The following is a 16,645-nucleotide window of genomic DNA, read 5'->3' on the forward strand; positions in this document are numbered from 1 at the left end:
ACAAGTCGTTTGTGTGGTGGTGTTTTTTAAGATTGGGAGATCTGGTATGTGTGGAGTTCTTTAAATCCATTCAAGAACTCTTTAGCACTCATTCGTTTTTTTCCTGCCAATTGAAGGGTTTTTATCAACAAAGAGCCTCCGTTTCCGGCTATGCAAATACGGGATTTGCCGTCGGTGCTTATGGTGCCAATCTTCTGGGATTGATCGCTGATGATTTCTGTCTCAAAAATTTTGAGTCCTGTTTTTTGATGGTTGTTATCTGATATTTCGGTCCAGGCTGCAGGGTAAGGGCTGAGGCCTCTTATTTTATTGTGTACTTTATCTATAGGTTGGTGCCAATCGATCTTACAATCTTCTTTGAAGATTTTTGGAGCTGGATTGAGGGGCGTGTTGGCGCTAATCAGTTCAGATTGTGGTTTGGTTTCTATGGTGCCTGTACATATTTTGTCTGTTGTTTCTAGAACCAGGCTGGCACCCAGAATCATCATCCTGTCATGAATCGTTCCAGCATTGTCATCAGGACCTATGGGCATTCTTTTTTGATCGATGATGTTACCTGTATCAATTTCGTGCTGTAAAAAGAATGTGGTTACTCCCGTTTCCAGGTCGCCATTTATAACCGCCCAGTTGATGGGTGCTGCACCTCGGTATTGTGGTAATAAGGACCCATGTAAGTTAAACGTGCCTAGGGGAGGCATGCTCCATACCGTTTCTGGAAGCATCCTAAAGGCTACAATTATTTGTAAGTCTGCGTTTAGAGCCTTTAGTTCTTCTAGGAATGAAGGAGCCTTTAGTTTTTCGGGCTGAAGAATGTGTATTCCTTGCGCCAGCGCATAATCCTTTACCGGTGATGTTTTTATCTTTTGTCCCCGCCCAGCAGGCTTATCGGGTACTGTCACCACTCCAACAACATTATATTTGTTTTCAACAAGAATCTTCAGGCTTTCCACCGCAAACTCCGGAGTGCCCATAAATACGATTCTTAGATCTTCTTTGTTAATAGCCATCTTTTGAATTCATTTTTAATACAACTACTTTAAGGTAGTATTTCCTTTTTGATGTGTGGGATGATACGGACAGTGTTTGCATCCATTACCACAACAATAGCCTCGTTCAGACAAATATTTTTTTGTCATGATTCTAAAACCACGCGGATCCATGATAAAATCCACTCCTTCTTTTAAGGGTTTTTGCGGATAATAGTCGTCAATATAATCCATTCTTTTTTTGCAAAGATAGAAAAATAGCTAGAAGCCACTAGTTAATGTTGATGCACTATTATTTTTGTGCAAAATGCCTCATAAACTGAATTCTTAGGTATCCGGCTGGATTTATGGCTCTTGATTGACTGAGCATTCCTTTTATTTGTTCTACAGTGGTAAAATCTTTCTCAGTCATCCAGTTTTTTAATTCAGTTAACATTCGTTGAATTTGTTCAAAACCATTTTGGTAAAGTGTGGAGGCTACTTGAACGCTGGATGCACCGGCCAAAAGCATTTTTATTAAGGTCTGGCCGTCATGAATGCCAGTTGATGCAGCTATATCACAATCAATACGATCACTCATAATAGCCACCCATCTTAAGGGTAATACGTAATCTGTTGAAGCACTGAATTTGTTGGCGGGAATAATATCAAATGATTCAATATCTATGTCGGGAGAGTATAGCTTATTAAACAAAACAATACCGTTTACTCCTGCGTTGGAGAAGCGGGTAAGCATGGCTGCTAGGTTTGAGAAATATGGACTTATTTTAATTGAAATAGGGATGGAGACTTCTTTTTTAACAGCATTGATAATATCAAAATATACTTTTTCGTTTTCTGCACTTGTTAATTCTGGATCCGAAGGTAAAATGGATATGTTTAATTCTAGTGCATCTGCACCTGCATCTTCAAGCGATTTTGCAAAGTAAGGCCAGTTGTGTGCTGTTAGGCAGTTAATGCTGGCTATAATAGGTATTTGTGTGTTTTGTTTACAATCAACAATCAGTTTCAGATATTGTGTAAGGGTATCTTCTACATCAGAGTTCTCATAGAACTCCATGGTTTCCGGATATAAGTGGTTTTCGGATTGCATCTTGTTTAAGGCATGTTCCATCTCGGTGACGATCTCTTCTTCAAACAAAGATTTTAGAACTACAGCTCCGGCACCATTTTTTTCTAGTTCTACAATGTCTTGTAAGGAGTTGGTGAGTCCTGAAGCTGCTGCAATAATAGGACTTTTGAGTTTAAGCCCCATGTAAGAGGTAGATAAATCTAGCATAATTGTATATTTGAATGAATTTAAAGATATCCTAAATTAAACATTATTTTATAGATGAAGTAAGATTTAAGTCATCTATTTGATTGAAAAAATGATTTTAAAAGTATGGACTGTAAAGATATATATAGGGTAGTGGGTCTGATGAGTGGAACCTCACTGGATGGTTTGGATTTGGTCTTGTGTGAATTCGAGCGTTTAAAGAGTGGTTGGGATTTTAATATGTATGATGGTAAGACTGTGAGGTATGATGAGCAAATGAAGCGCGAGCTGTCCAATGCTCAGGATTTAAGCGCATATCATTTTGTGGAACTGCATAAACGGTTTGGTGCATTTATGGGACAAGAGGTTGCGAAATTTGTTTCGGGTGTCAGTGGAATTGATTTTGTGGCTTCACATGGACATACCGTTTTTCATGAACCGGACAAGAATGTTACCTTTCAGATCGGATGTGGAGCTCACATTGCGGCAGAGTGCGGGTTGAACGTGGTTTCGGACTTTAGAACATTAGATATTGCATTGGGTGGTCAAGGGGCTCCTTTGGTTCCAATAGGTGATAAGCTTCTGTTTGGACAATATGGGGCTTGCGTTAATTTAGGGGGGTTTGCGAATATTTCATTTGATAAAAAGGACAAAAGGATAGCCTTTGATATTTGTCCGCTGAATATTGTTTTAAATGATATGGTGAGCCGAAAGTATGGATTGACTTTTGATGTGGGGGGCAAAATAGGGGCACAGGGACATGTTGTTGATAAATTGCTGAAAGAATTGAATCAGCTGGATTATTATCAGCTTTCGGAACCAAAGTCATTGGCCAGAGAATGGGTAGAGCGATTTTTAACTCCCCTGTTTAATGAGTATGAAAGTATTGATGCAAGGGATATGTTGGCCACGTGTTATTGGCATTTTGCTAAACAGATTGCAAACGTTTTAAATGAGAATAGAATTGAAAGTGCCCTTTTTACCGGAGGAGGAACCTTTAATACCCATTTGATGAATTTGATCGAAGATTTATCGGACGCAAAAATCGTTATTCCAAGGAAGGAAGTTATTGATTTTAAAGAGGCTTTGATTTTTGCATTTCTTGGCGTGTTACGTATGGAGCGACAGGTTAATTGCTTGTCGTCAGTTACGGGTGCATCTGTTGATAATATAGGGGGGAATGTGTTTTGTAGATAATATGAAATACCCTAAAGGATCTGAAATAAAGAAGACCAGGTTATCGTGAGAAAACCTGGTCTAATGTCTTTATAAGAATCTTTACAAGAAGACTTATTTTTTATCGTATTTAAAAAACTCCAAATTGTGCCCCATTTTCTCTTTTTTGGTTTTCATATAAAATTCGTTATATGGGTTTGGTTTTATTTCGATAGGTATGTTTTCCACTACTTCAAGACCATAGCCTTGTAGTCCAATTCTTTTGATTGGGTTGTTACTCATTAGTTTCATTTTGCAAACACCTAGCTCTCGGAGTATTTGTGCACCTACACCATAATCTCTTTCGTCGGCTTCAAACCCAAGTTCAACATTGGCATCAACTGTATCCAGCCCCTCTTCTTGTAGTTTGTAGGCTTTGATCTTGTTCATTAGGCCTATGCCTCTGCCTTCTTGATTCATGTAAACGATTACACCTTTCCCTTCTTTTTCAATGGTTCTCATGGCTTTATGGAGTTGCTCGCCGCATTCGCATCGTTTTGAATGGAAAATATCTCCCGTGGCACAAGAAGAATGTACGCGCACTAAGATGGGTTCATCTGCTTTCCATTCTCCTTTTATCAAGGCCATGTGTTCAAGACCATTGGACTTTTGTTTGAAAGGAATAAATTGAAAGTTACCATATTCAGTGGGCATATTTACTTGAACGCCTTTTATTACCAGACTTTCTTTTTTTAGTCTGTAGGCAATCAAATCCTTGATAGTGATAATTTTTAAATTGAATTTTTGGGCTATTTCGGTAAGTTGAGGAAGGCGAGCCATTGTTCCGTCTTCGTTCATAATCTCTACTAAAACACCCACAGGAGAAAGACCTGCTAACCTAGCCAGATCAACGGCTGCTTCTGTATGACCTGCTCTTCGGAGCACACCTCGTTCTTTTGCTTTTAAAGGGAAGATGTGTCCAGGCCTTCCTAAATCCTCAGGTGTGGTTTGAGGATCACAAAGAGATAGGATTGTTTTTGCTCTGTCTGAAACTGAAATACCCGTGCTACAGCCTTGTCCTATTAGGTCAACAGAAACAGTAAACGGTGTAGCGTGCAGAGCTGTGTTTTTACCTACCATTAGCTCCAGATCCAGTTCTTCGCAACGTTTTTCGGTAATGGGCGCGCAAATTAAGCCGCGACCATGTGTTGCCATAAAGTTTACCTTTTCAGGTGTCATTAACTCTCCGGCAGCAATAAAATCTCCCTCGTTCTCTCTGTCTTCATCGTCAACGACAATGATTAATTCTCCTTTTTTGATGGCTTCAATAGCCTCTTCAATAGTGTTTAATTGATATGTTTTATCGCTCATGGCAACAATATTGTATATTATAGAATAGTTGTTTTTTAGGCTTGCAAAGGTAATTAAATATTTAAGCCTCGGCAATGAAATAACTCAAAGCCTATATATTTCGCAGGTGCTTTTTCTTCTTTTTCTTCTTAAGTCGTCCAAATAATTTTTGGAAAAAGATTATGTAGGCGTCTGAATTTAAGATGGCTGAGTCGGTGGCCGCTTTGTATGTTAAGAAAACTCCTATGGGAAATAATACAACGGATGATAACCACATGCCCATATATGGAGGCCAAACTTCTTCTTTACTCGCTTTTAATCCAAAAGTGTCGATGATGTAGTATACGATAAAGAATAATACAGAAATGACCACAGGCATGCCTAGTCCGCCTTTTCGAATAATTGCACCTAGTGGGGCGCCAATGAAAAAGAAAATAAAACAGGCGAAGGATAAAGTGAACTTTCGATGCCATTCTATTTTGTGGCGAACCAGATGATAGTCAACTTTGTCTATTTTGATGAGCTGTTCGTCTATTTGTGCCTTGGTGTCGCGGGCTCGTCTTACCGCATTTTCAAGAATCATGACTTTTTTTTGTGCGTCAAGTGTTTCAAACACACTGTCTATATTGGCAATTGGAAAATTTTCTATTAGGCTTTGATTGAGCTGCTGTTTTAGTGTTGAATCTGCCACTGCATTCTTATCTATCTTTTGTTTTATTTTTCGCTTTGTAGCTTTGTTCTGAACAAAGTAATTGCTCTGAATGCGGGGCTTTAATTTTTCTATTTGTTTGTCTCTTTGCTGTTGCAGGGAGTCGGAGTCGTGCCCCAACTGTGCCAGATTTTTCATTCTGTTGTGGCCCTTGAACAGCCCTTCGTCATAACGGCTGAAATCCATTCCTTGCATGGGAATTAATGCTACTTGTTTTTTGAAATGATCTACCCTAAATTGTTGCTTGTCTCTTTTTCTGATGTTCCTCTTTTGTCGGTCAGCGTTTTCGTCGTAGGTAATGCCATCCCATAGTGTTAACTTTAAGAATTTTTTGTCATCGGAAAAATCCAGCTTCCCTGAATCAGCAATGGTGACATTACTATTTTTAGCAAGCTTATTTCTGTGATCGTAAATCATAATGTCGTAGAGCATATCATTGGTCTTCGACTTTTTTTCTATTTTGATGCTGAAATTTGTGAGTCCGTCGTAAAATATTTTTTCTTTGATGTCAAATTCCGGACTGGCTTGACGTACAGAATATAAAAGGCTGTATAGTTTTAGGTTGGCAACTGGTAGTATGTTGTTAGAGAATTTGAAAGCTCCAATACAAACGATGACGGTGAATATGATCAGTGGAGCCATTATGCGGGGTAATGAAATTCCGGCTGATTTAAGTGCCGTTAATTCATAGTTTTCTCCCAAATTACCAAACGACATCAATGAGGCCAATAGTATGGCCAGAGGTAAGGCCATTGGTACCACCTGTAGTGAGGCGTAAAACATTAGTTCTGCCAATACGTTTACTTCTAAGCCTTTGCCAACCAGGTCGTCTACATATCTCCATAGAAATTGCATCACCAATATAAAAAGCGAAATAAAAAAGGTCATGATGAGTGGACTCAAATAACTTTTTAAGATGAAAATATGCAGTCGCTTCATTTTTTCTGTTTTGTTTTTTTGCTGTCGATATGCATGAATAATGCCAAAAAAAAAGCATTCTTGGAATTGGTAAAGTTCCAGAATGCAAAGTTAATTTAAAATTTTAATGTTTGGTAAGAAATTAAACAGAGCCTAAACCATGTTTAAGTTGATCTATCTGCTGGTTCCATAGTTCAATGGAATCTTCTTTTTCATCATTTTCGATAAAGTCGGTTACCACAAGAGCTGTTTCTCCGGTTATTTCATCTACATTGATGCTAAATTCAAAATAAGTATTTTCTTCTTCGTCATCCGTCCAATGAAAACGGATATGTTTGTTGTCTTTTTTGGAAATTAACTTGGCTTCTTGTCCGGTTCCTTCCCATATGAAAGTATATTTATCTCCTTTTACATTTACATCATCAGCAAACCATTCCGAGAGTCCGCTTGGGGTAGATAAGCGGTTGAACAAGATGGAAGGCGAAGTTTTAATAATGAATTCAAGCTCAATTTTTTCTTTTAGTTCTGCCATTGCATAAATTATTGTTGGGTTAAATGTACCGCGTACAATATAGTATATTTAACGCTATTTACGAAACCAGCTATTTATTTATTCTGCGTCTCGTAATAGTATCTTCTTCTTCTTTGTTGTTTTAATGTTTGTAATAATGTTCTCTTATATAGGGTAATAGAGAGTCTGATTGCTAAATTACGTGATAAATTTTGGATCTGTCAATAGCAATAGCCTTTTAATTGTTCTATTCCATTACTTTTGTGTGCAAATTTGAATGTGAATGAATGCGAAAAATAGAAAATCACTGCGCTTATTGTTGGTGTATACGCTATGTGCTTTATTGTTGGTTGCGCCTATATTTATTTTACCCATACGGCAAATAGCCGTTTTTCAGGGCGCCTGGGTACGTGTTTTGATATGGATAACAAATACAGGGGGTACCTGGGGCATAGGATTGTTGTTGCTCGTGTGTTCCTTTTTGCTTGGTTGGGAAGGAGTGCTTAGGGTTAAATTGCTGAATGTTTGTCGTTTGTTTTTTCTTTTGTCTTTTTTTGTTGGGTCTACAGCCTTGGTAAACGAGCTTTTAATAAAAGAGCAATTGAAAATTCATAGACCCAGCATCCGGTTTTTAGAAAAGGAAATTGGACTCAACGCTGATGGCTTTTACCAACAGGAGAATAAGCAATTGAGAAGGGAGTATTTAAAAAAATATTTATTGGATCGCAAAAGTCAGAAAATAAAGGTGAAAGGGGCGTGTTTAAATGATGATGTATTACAGGTGTGGATTAAAGAGGCAGGCTATTCTTTCCCTTCAGGGCATACTGTGTCTGCTTTTTTGGTGACTATATTGCTTGGGTATTTGATAATTGTTAGAAAGGGGAGTTTATATAAGTATTGGCTTGTCGTATTGTTTATGTGGGCTGTTGTGATTGCTTATTCGAGGGTAGTCTTGGGCGTGCATACTCCGGTAGATGTTTTTGGGGGAGCCGTATGGGGTAGTGTAATTAGTTTTGGGTTAATATTGTCTGGTTCGTTAAAAAGCGTCTTTGTCAACAAGGAGCCCCTTAAAAAAATAGGGTAATAAAAAAGGACAGATTAAAAAAATCTGTCCTTTACCCTTAATTCAGCTAACTAAATCCAAGTTTTATGAAAAATCCCTGATGCAAATATGTGCAATAATGTTAGATGTTTTGAGTTAAGAATGGTTAAATAATGTTATTAGATGAATCGTAGCATGTCGAAGTAATAATTTAGTATGGGGGATAGATATTTTTTATGAAGAAAAATATCGTCTTACATTGATATTAGAATGTTCATGCCCTGCTTGTTGAACGCTTGTCGTGAGTAGGGTACTTGTTATAAGTTTTCTTCTTTATCGTGTTTGTCGTCCAGTTTCTTTTGTAATAAATAGTAAACCAATAAACTTGCTCCTCCAATGATAAATACAGGAGCTAGGTAAGCAACGGTTTCGTCTATGCTGGTGTTGTGTGCTAGATATTCGCCGATCAATAGACCAAAACCAATACCTATAGATAAAATGCCAAATTTTAGGGCCTGGCTTACCAATGGCTTATGATGACCTTGGTTAAATAGGGAGGCATCTTTTCCTGCTGCTATCAGCGATGTTCTTTCTATTCTTCTATTTTTATAGTAAGAAGTCATGATGATCATGGTGAAAATGCCGGTAAATAATACGATGGGAACTAATATATCGTCCATAGTGAATTGATTATTGAGTTTTTTATATGTTTCTATTACTTTAGACTACGTGATGAAAATACTGGTTACATTATTTTAAAGAAAAAAGATGCGAAAATTGAATACTTTTGAATTATGGTTATAGAACAAGCAAAGGAAATACTGAAGGATATTTTTGGCTATAGCAGTTTTCGCCCAATGCAAGAGAAGGTAATTGAGGCAGCTTTAAACAAGAAGGATTGTTTGGTTTTGATGCCAACGGGAGGAGGGAAGTCAATTTGTTTTCAAATACCAGCATTGGCATTGTCTGGTGTTACCATTGTTGTATCTCCGCTTATTGCTTTGATGAAAGATCAGGTGGAAGCATTGAAGGTAAATGGTGTAAGTGCTGAATATTTAAATAGTTCTTTGTCTGAACAGGAACAGTCTGTTATCATAGAGCGTTTACACAAGGGAGATATAAAACTGTTGTATGTTTCTCCTGAAAAGATGAATTCGGAGAGCTTTTACTATATTATGCTGCAAGTTAATGTGAATTTGATCGCTATTGACGAGGCGCATTGTATCTCCTCGTGGGGGCATGATTTTAGGCCGGATTATAAAAAATTGGGGTATCTAAAAAAACAGTTTAAGGATGTGCCTATTATGGCCTTGACAGCCACGGCGGATCCGTTGACTCAGAATGATATTGCCATTCAGCTAAGGCTTAGTAAACCTAAAATTTTTAAAGATTCGTTTAGTAGACCGAATATTTTTATTGAAGCGCGTCCTGCTTATAAGCGTAAAGAGGTTATTCTAGATTTCATACAGGAACGGGAAGATGAGTCAGGTATTGTGTATTGCTTAAGTAAGAAGAATACCGAAGATTTATCGCGTTTTTTACGAAGCAATGGTGTGTCTTCTGGTTTTTATCATGCTGGTATGGATCCTTCTCTTCGTAATAGAGTACAAAATGACTTTATTAATGATAGAATAAAGGTAGTTTGTGCCACCATTGCATTTGGTATGGGTATTGATAAATCCAATGTGAGATGGGTTATTCATCATAATTTGCCCAAGAACATCGAAGGTTATTACCAGGAGATTGGTCGGAGCGGGAGAGACGGGATGCCAGCACATGCTCTTTTGTTTTATGGTTATCAGGATTATAAAGTTCTGTCCAGCTTCAATGAGGAGTCGGAGCGGAAGGTGATATTAAATGCGCGATTAGATCGAATGTTGCATTTTGCAGAATCTAATCATTGTCGCCGAAAATTGTTGCTCAATTATTTTGGGGAATGGACCATGGATAATTGTGGGGAGTGTGATAATTGCAAAGGTAGTCCTTCTTTATTCGACGGAACTGTTTTGGCTCAAAAAGCTTTGTCGGCAGTGGCTAGATTGCGGGGGCGATTGCCTAAGGAGTTGTTGCCGAAGGTGATGACCGGAGATCGTACTCCGGATGTTGTGGCTGGTGGCTTTGATGTGATTAAAACTTTTGGAGCGGGGGCTGATGTTTCCGGTGATGATTGGGAAAGGATTGTTAATCAGTTGGTGAGTTTAGGTTATCTTAAGGTAGAATATCAGTTGGGTAGTATACTGGCTTTAACTCCTTTAAGTGATAAAGTGCTTTTTGAAGGTAAAACAGTGATGCTACATCGTTTGAATGAGAAGATTAAAAGAGCAAAAAAAGTTACGAGAAAAAAACAAATTACAGCGAGCTCGTTTGATCAAGAGAAAGGGTTGTTTGAAAGGTTACGTCAGCTTCGGCGGTCAATGGCTGTGGAACAGGGAGTCCCTCCTTATATTTTGTTTTCTGATGCTACGCTTTCGGAAATGGTTGAACGTCGGCCTACCAACGAATGGGAAATGAAAGATATATCGGGTGTGGGGAATACTAAGTGGGAGAGATATGGGCAAGCTTTTGTGGATGAGATTTTGGCGTTTATGCAGCAAAAAAATAAGAAGGCCGTCCCCGTTTATATGAAGACGTTAGAGCTATATAAACAAGGGCTTTCTCCTGAAGTAATCGCTGCACGTGCGGGGGTGAATATTATTACTGTTTATTCTCACCTGGCCACCTTGTTTGAAAAGGGGGAAGAGGTGGATATTGAACAGTATGTGATGCCATACGAATTGACAGAGATTGAGAAGATTGTTCAACGAAATCCTGGTTTTTCGTTACAGGAAATATTTGAAGCTACCAACCGGCAAATACCTCATCATATTATTCGGTTGTCAATGAGTTTGTTAAAAAAAAGAAGGTGATTTGTATTATAAATACGCATTATGCACAATGCATGAATAAATTAGATTAGGGTGTGTTGTCAACTTTTATTTTTGGTTTCTCTAGGGTAATACGAAAGCTAAAGTCTTTGTCGTCCATCTCATCTGCGGTAGAGAATTTTATCTTTTTATTAAGGTAGCCTTTGGCGGCCACTAGAAATACATAATCAGTGTCGGGTTTTAATTTTACTTTGAAAGTGCCATCGTTGGGGGTGTTTATTTTTAAGGTTGTGCCATCGCTGCCAATGAGTCTTAGGTAGGCACCATCAACAACTTCATTGTTTGCATTTTTAATGACGCCGTTAAGGGTGAAGTGTAGCTTAGGAAGGATGAAATGGTATAGGTTATCGATTCCTTTGGAGCTACCGCGAGAAGAGGAGAGTATTCCTTCTTCTTGTGTGCCTTTAAATGTAATGCCAAAATCGTCGGATATGCTATTGATGGGTGCACCCATGTTAGTTACTATCCATTCTTTTTCTTCGTCGGGGATAGCTTTGAAGATATCAAGGCCTCCAAAACCAATGTGGGTGTCAGAACTAAAATAGAGTGTACCATCTTCTCTCATATAGGGAAACATCTCGTCGCCTTTGGTGTTGATAGCAGAACCTAGATTCTGAGGTTCGCTCCAGGTGCCGTCTTTTGTTTGCTGTGTTCTCCATATGTCCTTGCCTCCAAATCCGCCATCTCTGTCACTCACAAAATATAAGAAATCACCATTGGTGTCAATGGCAGGATGAGCCACTACTAGACTGTCTTCGCCAATAATAATAGCTTCGGGTTCAGACCATTTACCGCCACTCCGTGTACAGTATACGATCTCTGTACCCATTGGTTTTTCGTTGTCGAAACGACAGCGTGTGTAGTAAAGTGTTTTGCCATCTGCACTTACATTGGGTGCTCCATCGTCAAAGGAAGGGTTGTTTATAGGTTCTTCAAAGGCCTCCGGATCGGACCACTCTCCTTTACTGTCTATTTTTGAATAGTAAAGGGAGGATGTGCCTTGTCCTGTAATCTTGTTTTTTCTTCTTCTTTTAGCTTCGGTACGCATTGATGAAAATATTACATAGTCATAGGAGTTGCCGGCATATGCAGGAGAAAAATCACTGAACTTGCTATTCAATTTTTTAATTTTTTCAATCATGTAGCGATTCTCCTTAGGCTCTTTTTGCATCATCATACATGATGCTAAACCTTTTTGTGCCCGAGTGTCTGTGGGTACTTGGTCTAGGTATGTTTCGTATACAGGAATAGCTTTGTCGTATTTGGCAGCTTTACGGTATGATTCAGCCATGTATAATTGGGCTTCACGAACCGGATAATTATAACGTATGGCTTTAGAATAGGCAGAGGCTGCCTTGGTGGGTTTATTGGTAATTCGGTAACATTCACCCATGTAATAGGAGTATTCTCCTTTGTTGTATTTGTTTTTTTCTCTAGTATAGGTGCGTTTGTATAATTCGGCAGCTCTAGTGTATTCGCCAATTTCAAAGGCTTTTTTTGCTTGTGAGATCTTCTTTCCTCCTGAGCATTCCCAAAAAAGAAGAGGCAGGATGATAATATATGAGGCGTAATATTTTATTTTCATTTTTAAAACTTACTAGGGCTTGATATCGTGTGTCTGTTTGTGTTGATGTCTTACAAGCTGTTGTTTTGTTTTACTGGATAAATAACGAACTGTAAAAGTAGCTTAAAATAGTTTGTTATAAAAACGAAAATGTGAATGGTTTATTTTGTTGTATTCAGGTTATCTGTTGTTTGGTTTTTATTTCTCTAGCCATGCTCTCTTTGAAGTGAAGGACTTTGGCGCTCAAATGACCGCCAAAGAATGATTGTGTTGTTATATTTTAGTGTTTGGGGATATATAAAGTTTAATGTCTTCTTCTATGTTTTGGGTTATAACTTTTTCTTTAGAAATAAGAGAGATATTAGTATATTTAATGGAAGAGACATCTTGTGGAGGCTCTTGCATCCATACTTTTGTAGCCTTAAAGGTGTATTTATATCCTCTCTCGTAGTTAAAGTTGAGATCTTCGAAAATGATGTCAACCATCATCTGCTTTTTATCACCATTGTCGCTATCTGAGAAAATCAAAGGTTGGGTCCAAACGTCACTCATGATGCTGGTTCCGTATCCTGTTTCGGGATAGATTGTAATTTTCACATTTTTCTTTTTGTCATTTTCTTCGTCTTTTAAACAGCTGTTAAAAATTAAGCCCAATAGAATTGCCGAAATAAGTAAATGTAGTTTGTCCATTTTATTTTATATTTTAACGAATAGTAAAGTGTAGATGCTAATATTTTTAATTAGTTGCGTTTCTGGTATGGTTCGGAGTTGTGTTACAACTCGATCGTAAAGATTCTCGCCAACGCTGGCCATGGCTATTGTTCTGGCCAATCCTGCGGTCTTTTTACTGATTGTTGGGCGTTTAAATGGGGATTATTCATTTATTGAGAAATGTTGAATTTGGTTTTCGCTAAATTGCAACCTTCTATGCTTTACTTGATGCTATTTCAAAATTGAACTTTCCTCATATGTCCTTTTAACTCGGGAAGGTATATTTTAAAAGGACCTCATGATAACTGCGTCATTGTCATTGCCATAAAAAGAACCAAAAAGGTCTAGAACATTAGATCGCTACCTCCCCTGCAGCGACCAACCCAAATGATGTATTAGAACTTCGTAATAGATTTTCTAATGCAGCTTTTTGGTTATCTTTCCGTCCGGCACACATTTCTTTCGCGCTAGGCCAATAGCACTACCACCTCAAGTGCGCCCAGAAACCCGGATGATGTATTAGAACTTCGTTATGAGCGTTGAAATGGCAATAAAAGAAGGCTTTTCTGAGACGAGGCATAGCACCAGCTATGGTGAGTTGAAGAAAAAGTAACGAAGTGACTTCTTTTGAAGCCATTTAAAGGCGTAATAGATTTTCTAATGCATTTTCCGGGTTCATAGCTTTCTCGCCAACGCCGGCCACGGCTATTGTTCTGGCCAACCCTGCGGTCTTTATTTTGAAAGTTGGGTATTTAAATGGGGATTACTTATTGATTGAGAATTACGAAATATGGTTAGGGATGAGTTGTAACTACTTTTGTTTTACTTGAATATGGTCTATAAATTGGAAATTATAGTTTACAAAGCGAGAGTACTACCTCTACTTATATGACATATATCTTGCTCCTTAAATTTCTATATATGTTCTTTTTATTCGGGAAGGTTTAATCTTCAAAGGCGCTCATGATCAGGCTTCGCCGAATTACTCGGGGAGGTTTATTTTTAAAGGTCCTCATGAATAAGCTTCGCTAATTTATCATTGCCATAAAAAGAACCCAAAAGGTCTAGAACAATAGATCACTACCTGCCCTGCATCAACTTCCCTTTCCGTCCGGCGCACTACGACCTCAAGTGCGCCCAGAAACCCGGATGATGTATTAGAACTTCGTTATGAGCGTTGAAATGGCAATAAAAGAAGGCTTTTCTGAGACGAGGCATAGCACCAGCTATGGTGAGTTGAAGAAAAGTAACGAAGTGACTTCTTTTGAAGCCATTTAAAGGCGTAATAGATTTTCTAATGCATTTTCCGGGTTCATAGCTTCTCGCCAACGCCGGCCACGGCTATTGTTCTGGCCTGCCCTGCGGTCTTTTACTGATAGTTCCATATACGAATGGAAGATATCTATTAAATGAGAAATACAACTCCACGACTTTACCGGCTCGCCAACCTAACAAGCTAACAAGCTAACAACTTCAATAACTTAACAACTCGCCACCATCAAGATTCTCGCCAACGCCGGCCCCGGGGCTATTGTTCTGGCCAGCCCTGCGGTCGTTATATTTGTGGTTGTCTATTCAAATGTGAATTACTCATTTATCGGGAGCTATTGAATATCGTTATGGATAAGTTGTAAAGACTTTCGTTATACTTGAAATTACTATTAAAATAGAATATCAACACCCTTAACTTCAAATCCTTAGTTTAAAAGTGTCAGTGCTAAAAATTGGGTATAAATGTTGTTTATAGTTGTCATGCAAATATTTTTGTTGATTTGAATAAGAAGAATTTTACATCAACAACACCTCTGAATTGTCTTCTGAAATCCTTTACTTTTGTATTGAAAGATTCTGCTGCTGCATTGGTACTTCTGTTATCGAAGAAATTAATGATGTTCTGATAATTATTCTCAAAGGTTCTTCTGAGAATTTGAAAAGAATCTATATCTGTTAATTCTATTTGATTAAACCATTGTGCCAGATGAGTCATGGCAACGGGTTTAGTAATATTTCGGCTGTAAATAAGATACAGATGATGTGATAAATCATAGGTTTGTTCTATGTCTGGATACACATTGAATAAGATATTGGCTCGTTTTTTACTTGGGGAGGCTTTGTTTTCTGAGGTTGCGTGTGGTTTGATGAAATTAAAAAAAGCACATAAATTTTGAATTTATGTGCTTTCAGTCAATTATCTGACTTCTTTTGTGATTCAGCTGGGGTTCGAACCCAGGACCCCATCCTTAAAAGGGATGTGCTCTACCAGCTGAGCTACTGAATCATCCTGCTATATCGGTTTTCCCGATTTTATCTTTAAGACATCTTTATGCCCATTTTTTTTAATTGTGATTCAGCTGGGGTTCGAACCCAGGACCCCATCCTTAAAAGGGATGTGCTCTACCAGCTGAGCTACTGAATCATCCTATTGTATCGGTTTTCCCGATCTTTTCTTCCAAGACAACTTTATGTCTTTTTTTAATTGTGATTCAGCTGGGGTTCGAACCCAGGACCCCATCCTTAAAAGGGATGTGCTCTACCAGCTGAGCTACTGAATCTCCTTGTTGCGCTCGTCTTATTTCGTTAACGCGGATGCAAAAGTAGATGATTTTTCTTAAATCCCAAATTTATTTAAAGTTTTTTTGTGATATGTTTTTCTAAGCAAATAGTCAAGTAATAAAAAGGAGGTCATGTTCAGGATGAACATGACCTCCGGTACACACAGAAATTGTAGGGAGGAAAACTTTTGTTTTATATGGGCAAATATCTGTCTTTAAGTCTTCTTTGTTATTACCCATCCGTTAACATTGTCTTAATTTAAAGTGATTAGATATTTTTTTTGAAATAAGTCAAAATGACGCCTTCTTTGTTTTTATCAAGACAAAATGACAGTTCTTTGTTTGTTTTTGTGACTTTATGTCTTGATACATAGTGTGGTATGAGGTTTGAGTTGGAGTGTTCAGAAATTTAAAATAATTAATTTAATATTTGGAGGATTTTATGATGACACTAGTTAGAAGAACAAACAGAAATTTAGATTCATTTTTGAATGATTTTATGGGAGGAGACTTTTTTATGAATCAGAGTGGAATGTATTCAGGTACTAAAACAATTCCAGCGGTGAACATTATGGAGAATGACGATCAGTATTTGATTGAGTTGGCTGCTGCAGGATTGAAAAAGGATGATTTTAATGTTGAGTTTCATAATGGTAAATTAACTATTTCGGCCAATAAGGATAAGGTTCAGGAAGATGTGAATTATACGCAAAGAGAGTTCAATTATGCAGGTTTTACCAGAACGTTTAATGTTCCGAAACAAAAGGTGGATGATGGTGCTATTTCAGCGAGCTACGAAAATGGCGTACTGCGTATTGTGCTACCCAAAAGAGAAGAGGTAAAACCAAAGCCTGCTCGAATGGTAGAAATAGCCTAATGTTTTATAATAAAAAAGAAGGAGGTCTCATAGAGATCTCCTTTTTTTTAGCTTTTGGTATAGGCTGTTATCTATTCTTTGCTAGGGT

At 38.0% G+C, this 16,645-nt stretch carries 14 protein-coding genes and 3 tRNA genes; 4 read left to right on the forward strand and 13 right to left on the reverse strand.

The annotated features are described in order from the left end of the window. Positions 1-26: 26 nt before the first annotated feature. Genes fmt through CYTFE_RS0101105 form a run of 3 tightly spaced genes read right to left on the reverse strand, consistent with a single transcriptional unit; the run spans position 27 to position 2,265 of the window. Complete coding sequence (fmt, locus tag CYTFE_RS0101095; protein ID WP_244880303.1) at positions 27-1,007, reverse strand: methionyl-tRNA formyltransferase; 981 nt, start codon at positions 1,005-1,007, stop codon at positions 27-29. A 24-nt stretch (positions 1,008-1,031) separates the two neighbouring features. Next, complete coding sequence (locus CYTFE_RS0101100) at positions 1,032-1,220, reverse strand: DUF5522 domain-containing protein (RefSeq protein WP_044213713.1); 189 nt, start codon at positions 1,218-1,220, stop codon at positions 1,032-1,034. A gap of 58 nt (positions 1,221-1,278) precedes the next feature. Further along, complete coding sequence (locus CYTFE_RS0101105) at positions 1,279-2,265, reverse strand: dihydroorotate dehydrogenase-like protein (RefSeq protein ID WP_027470298.1); 987 nt, start codon at positions 2,263-2,265, stop codon at positions 1,279-1,281. A gap of 105 nt (positions 2,266-2,370) precedes the next feature. Between CYTFE_RS0101105 and CYTFE_RS0101110 the strand changes: the two genes are divergently transcribed. After that, positions 2,371-3,441 (forward strand): anhydro-N-acetylmuramic acid kinase, encoded by a 1,071-nt coding sequence (locus tag CYTFE_RS0101110; protein WP_027470299.1) that lies wholly within the window; start codon positions 2,371-2,373, stop codon positions 3,439-3,441. 93 nt (positions 3,442-3,534) lie between these two features. Here the strand turns inward: CYTFE_RS0101110 and CYTFE_RS0101115 are convergent, their stop codons facing one another. The 3 genes from CYTFE_RS0101115 to CYTFE_RS0101125 form a co-directional block, all read right to left on the reverse strand. Continuing rightward, positions 3,535-4,770: a bifunctional 3,4-dihydroxy-2-butanone-4-phosphate synthase/GTP cyclohydrolase II gene (locus CYTFE_RS0101115; protein ID WP_027470300.1), complete on the reverse strand. Its 1,236-nt coding sequence runs from the start codon at positions 4,768-4,770 to the stop codon at positions 3,535-3,537. Positions 4,771-4,861: 91 nt separating this feature from the next. Beyond that, positions 4,862-6,397: an LptF/LptG family permease gene (locus CYTFE_RS0101120; RefSeq protein WP_027470301.1), complete on the reverse strand. Its 1,536-nt coding sequence runs from the start codon at positions 6,395-6,397 to the stop codon at positions 4,862-4,864. Between the two features lie 121 nt (positions 6,398-6,518). Next, positions 6,519-6,908: an START-like domain-containing protein gene (locus CYTFE_RS0101125; protein ID WP_027470302.1), complete on the reverse strand. Its 390-nt coding sequence runs from the start codon at positions 6,906-6,908 to the stop codon at positions 6,519-6,521. Positions 6,909-7,170: 262 nt separating this feature from the next. On the opposite strand from CYTFE_RS0101125, the gene CYTFE_RS0101130 reads away from it, so the two are divergent. After that, the gene (locus CYTFE_RS0101130; RefSeq protein ID WP_027470303.1) at positions 7,171-7,971 is read left to right on the forward strand and encodes a phosphatase PAP2 family protein; all 801 of its coding nucleotides are present in this window, start codon (positions 7,171-7,173) and stop codon (positions 7,969-7,971) included. Positions 7,972-8,246: 275 nt separating this feature from the next. On the opposite strand, the gene CYTFE_RS0101135 is transcribed toward CYTFE_RS0101130, so the two are convergent. Further along, positions 8,247-8,609 carry a DUF6249 domain-containing protein gene (locus CYTFE_RS0101135; RefSeq protein WP_027470304.1) on the reverse strand — a complete coding sequence of 121 codons (363 nt, stop codon included), beginning with the start codon at positions 8,607-8,609 and terminating at the stop codon, positions 8,247-8,249. Between the two features lie 114 nt (positions 8,610-8,723). On the opposite strand from CYTFE_RS0101135, the gene recQ reads away from it, so the two are divergent. Further along, complete coding sequence (recQ, locus tag CYTFE_RS0101140; RefSeq protein ID WP_027470305.1) at positions 8,724-10,835, forward strand: DNA helicase RecQ; 2,112 nt, start codon at positions 8,724-8,726, stop codon at positions 10,833-10,835. A gap of 46 nt (positions 10,836-10,881) precedes the next feature. On the opposite strand, the gene CYTFE_RS0101145 is transcribed toward recQ, so the two are convergent. The 6 genes from CYTFE_RS0101145 to CYTFE_RS0101175 form a co-directional block, all read right to left on the reverse strand. Then, complete coding sequence (locus CYTFE_RS0101145; protein ID WP_027470306.1) at positions 10,882-12,438, reverse strand: tetratricopeptide repeat protein; 1,557 nt, start codon at positions 12,436-12,438, stop codon at positions 10,882-10,884. A gap of 252 nt (positions 12,439-12,690) precedes the next feature. Beyond that, on the reverse strand, positions 12,691-13,107 hold the full coding sequence (locus CYTFE_RS24415; RefSeq protein WP_052342910.1) for a DUF4377 domain-containing protein: 417 nt from the start codon (positions 13,105-13,107) through the stop codon (positions 12,691-12,693). A gap of 1,771 nt (positions 13,108-14,878) precedes the next feature. Beyond that, on the reverse strand, positions 14,879-15,298 hold the full coding sequence (locus CYTFE_RS29240) for a transposase (protein WP_152541935.1): 420 nt from the start codon (positions 15,296-15,298) through the stop codon (positions 14,879-14,881). Between the two features lie 35 nt (positions 15,299-15,333). Beyond that, positions 15,334-15,406: transfer RNA gene (locus CYTFE_RS0101165), tRNA-Lys, on the reverse strand. 65 nt (positions 15,407-15,471) lie between these two features. Next, a tRNA-Lys gene (locus CYTFE_RS0101170) sits at positions 15,472-15,544 on the reverse strand. 63 nt (positions 15,545-15,607) lie between these two features. Next, positions 15,608-15,680: transfer RNA gene (locus CYTFE_RS0101175), tRNA-Lys, on the reverse strand. A gap of 442 nt (positions 15,681-16,122) precedes the next feature. Between CYTFE_RS0101175 and CYTFE_RS0101180 the strand changes: the two genes are divergently transcribed. Further along, on the forward strand, positions 16,123-16,557 hold the full coding sequence (locus tag CYTFE_RS0101180; RefSeq protein WP_235208354.1) for an Hsp20/alpha crystallin family protein: 435 nt from the start codon (positions 16,123-16,125) through the stop codon (positions 16,555-16,557). Positions 16,558-16,645: the final 88 nt, after the last annotated feature.

This window comes from Saccharicrinis fermentans DSM 9555 = JCM 21142, from assembly GCF_000517085.1.
GTDB classification, from domain to species: domain Bacteria; phylum Bacteroidota; class Bacteroidia; order Bacteroidales; family Marinilabiliaceae; genus Saccharicrinis; species Saccharicrinis fermentans.

Bases quoted from the DNA above. Each gene is read 5' to 3' on its own strand.
- CYTFE_RS0101110 (WP_027470299.1), top strand. From the start codon at position 2,371: ATGGACTGTAAAGATATATATAGGGTAGTGGGTCTGATGAGTGGAACC.
- CYTFE_RS0101180 (WP_235208354.1), top strand. From the start codon at position 16,123: ATGATGACACTAGTTAGAAGAACAAACAGAAATTTAGATTCATTTTTG.
- CYTFE_RS0101135 (WP_027470304.1), bottom strand. From the start codon at position 8,609: ATGGACGATATATTAGTTCCCATCGTATTATTTACCGGCATTTTCACC.
- CYTFE_RS0101145 (WP_027470306.1), bottom strand. From the start codon at position 12,438: ATGAAAATAAAATATTACGCCTCATATATTATCATCCTGCCTCTTCTT.
- fmt (WP_244880303.1), bottom strand. From the start codon at position 1,007: ATGGCTATTAACAAAGAAGATCTAAGAATCGTATTTATGGGCACTCCG.
- CYTFE_RS0101130 (WP_027470303.1), top strand. From the start codon at position 7,171: ATGAATGCGAAAAATAGAAAATCACTGCGCTTATTGTTGGTGTATACG.
- CYTFE_RS0101125 (WP_027470302.1), bottom strand. From the start codon at position 6,908: ATGGCAGAACTAAAAGAAAAAATTGAGCTTGAATTCATTATTAAAACT.
- CYTFE_RS0101120 (WP_027470301.1), bottom strand. From the start codon at position 6,397: ATGAAGCGACTGCATATTTTCATCTTAAAAAGTTATTTGAGTCCACTC.
- CYTFE_RS24415 (WP_052342910.1), bottom strand. From the start codon at position 13,107: ATGGACAAACTACATTTACTTATTTCGGCAATTCTATTGGGCTTAATT.
- CYTFE_RS0101115 (WP_027470300.1), bottom strand. From the start codon at position 4,770: ATGAGCGATAAAACATATCAATTAAACACTATTGAAGAGGCTATTGAA.
- CYTFE_RS0101100 (WP_044213713.1), bottom strand. From the start codon at position 1,220: ATGGATTATATTGACGACTATTATCCGCAAAAACCCTTAAAAGAAGGA.
- recQ (WP_027470305.1), top strand. From the start codon at position 8,724: ATGGTTATAGAACAAGCAAAGGAAATACTGAAGGATATTTTTGGCTAT.
- CYTFE_RS0101105 (WP_027470298.1), bottom strand. From the start codon at position 2,265: ATGCTAGATTTATCTACCTCTTACATGGGGCTTAAACTCAAAAGTCCT.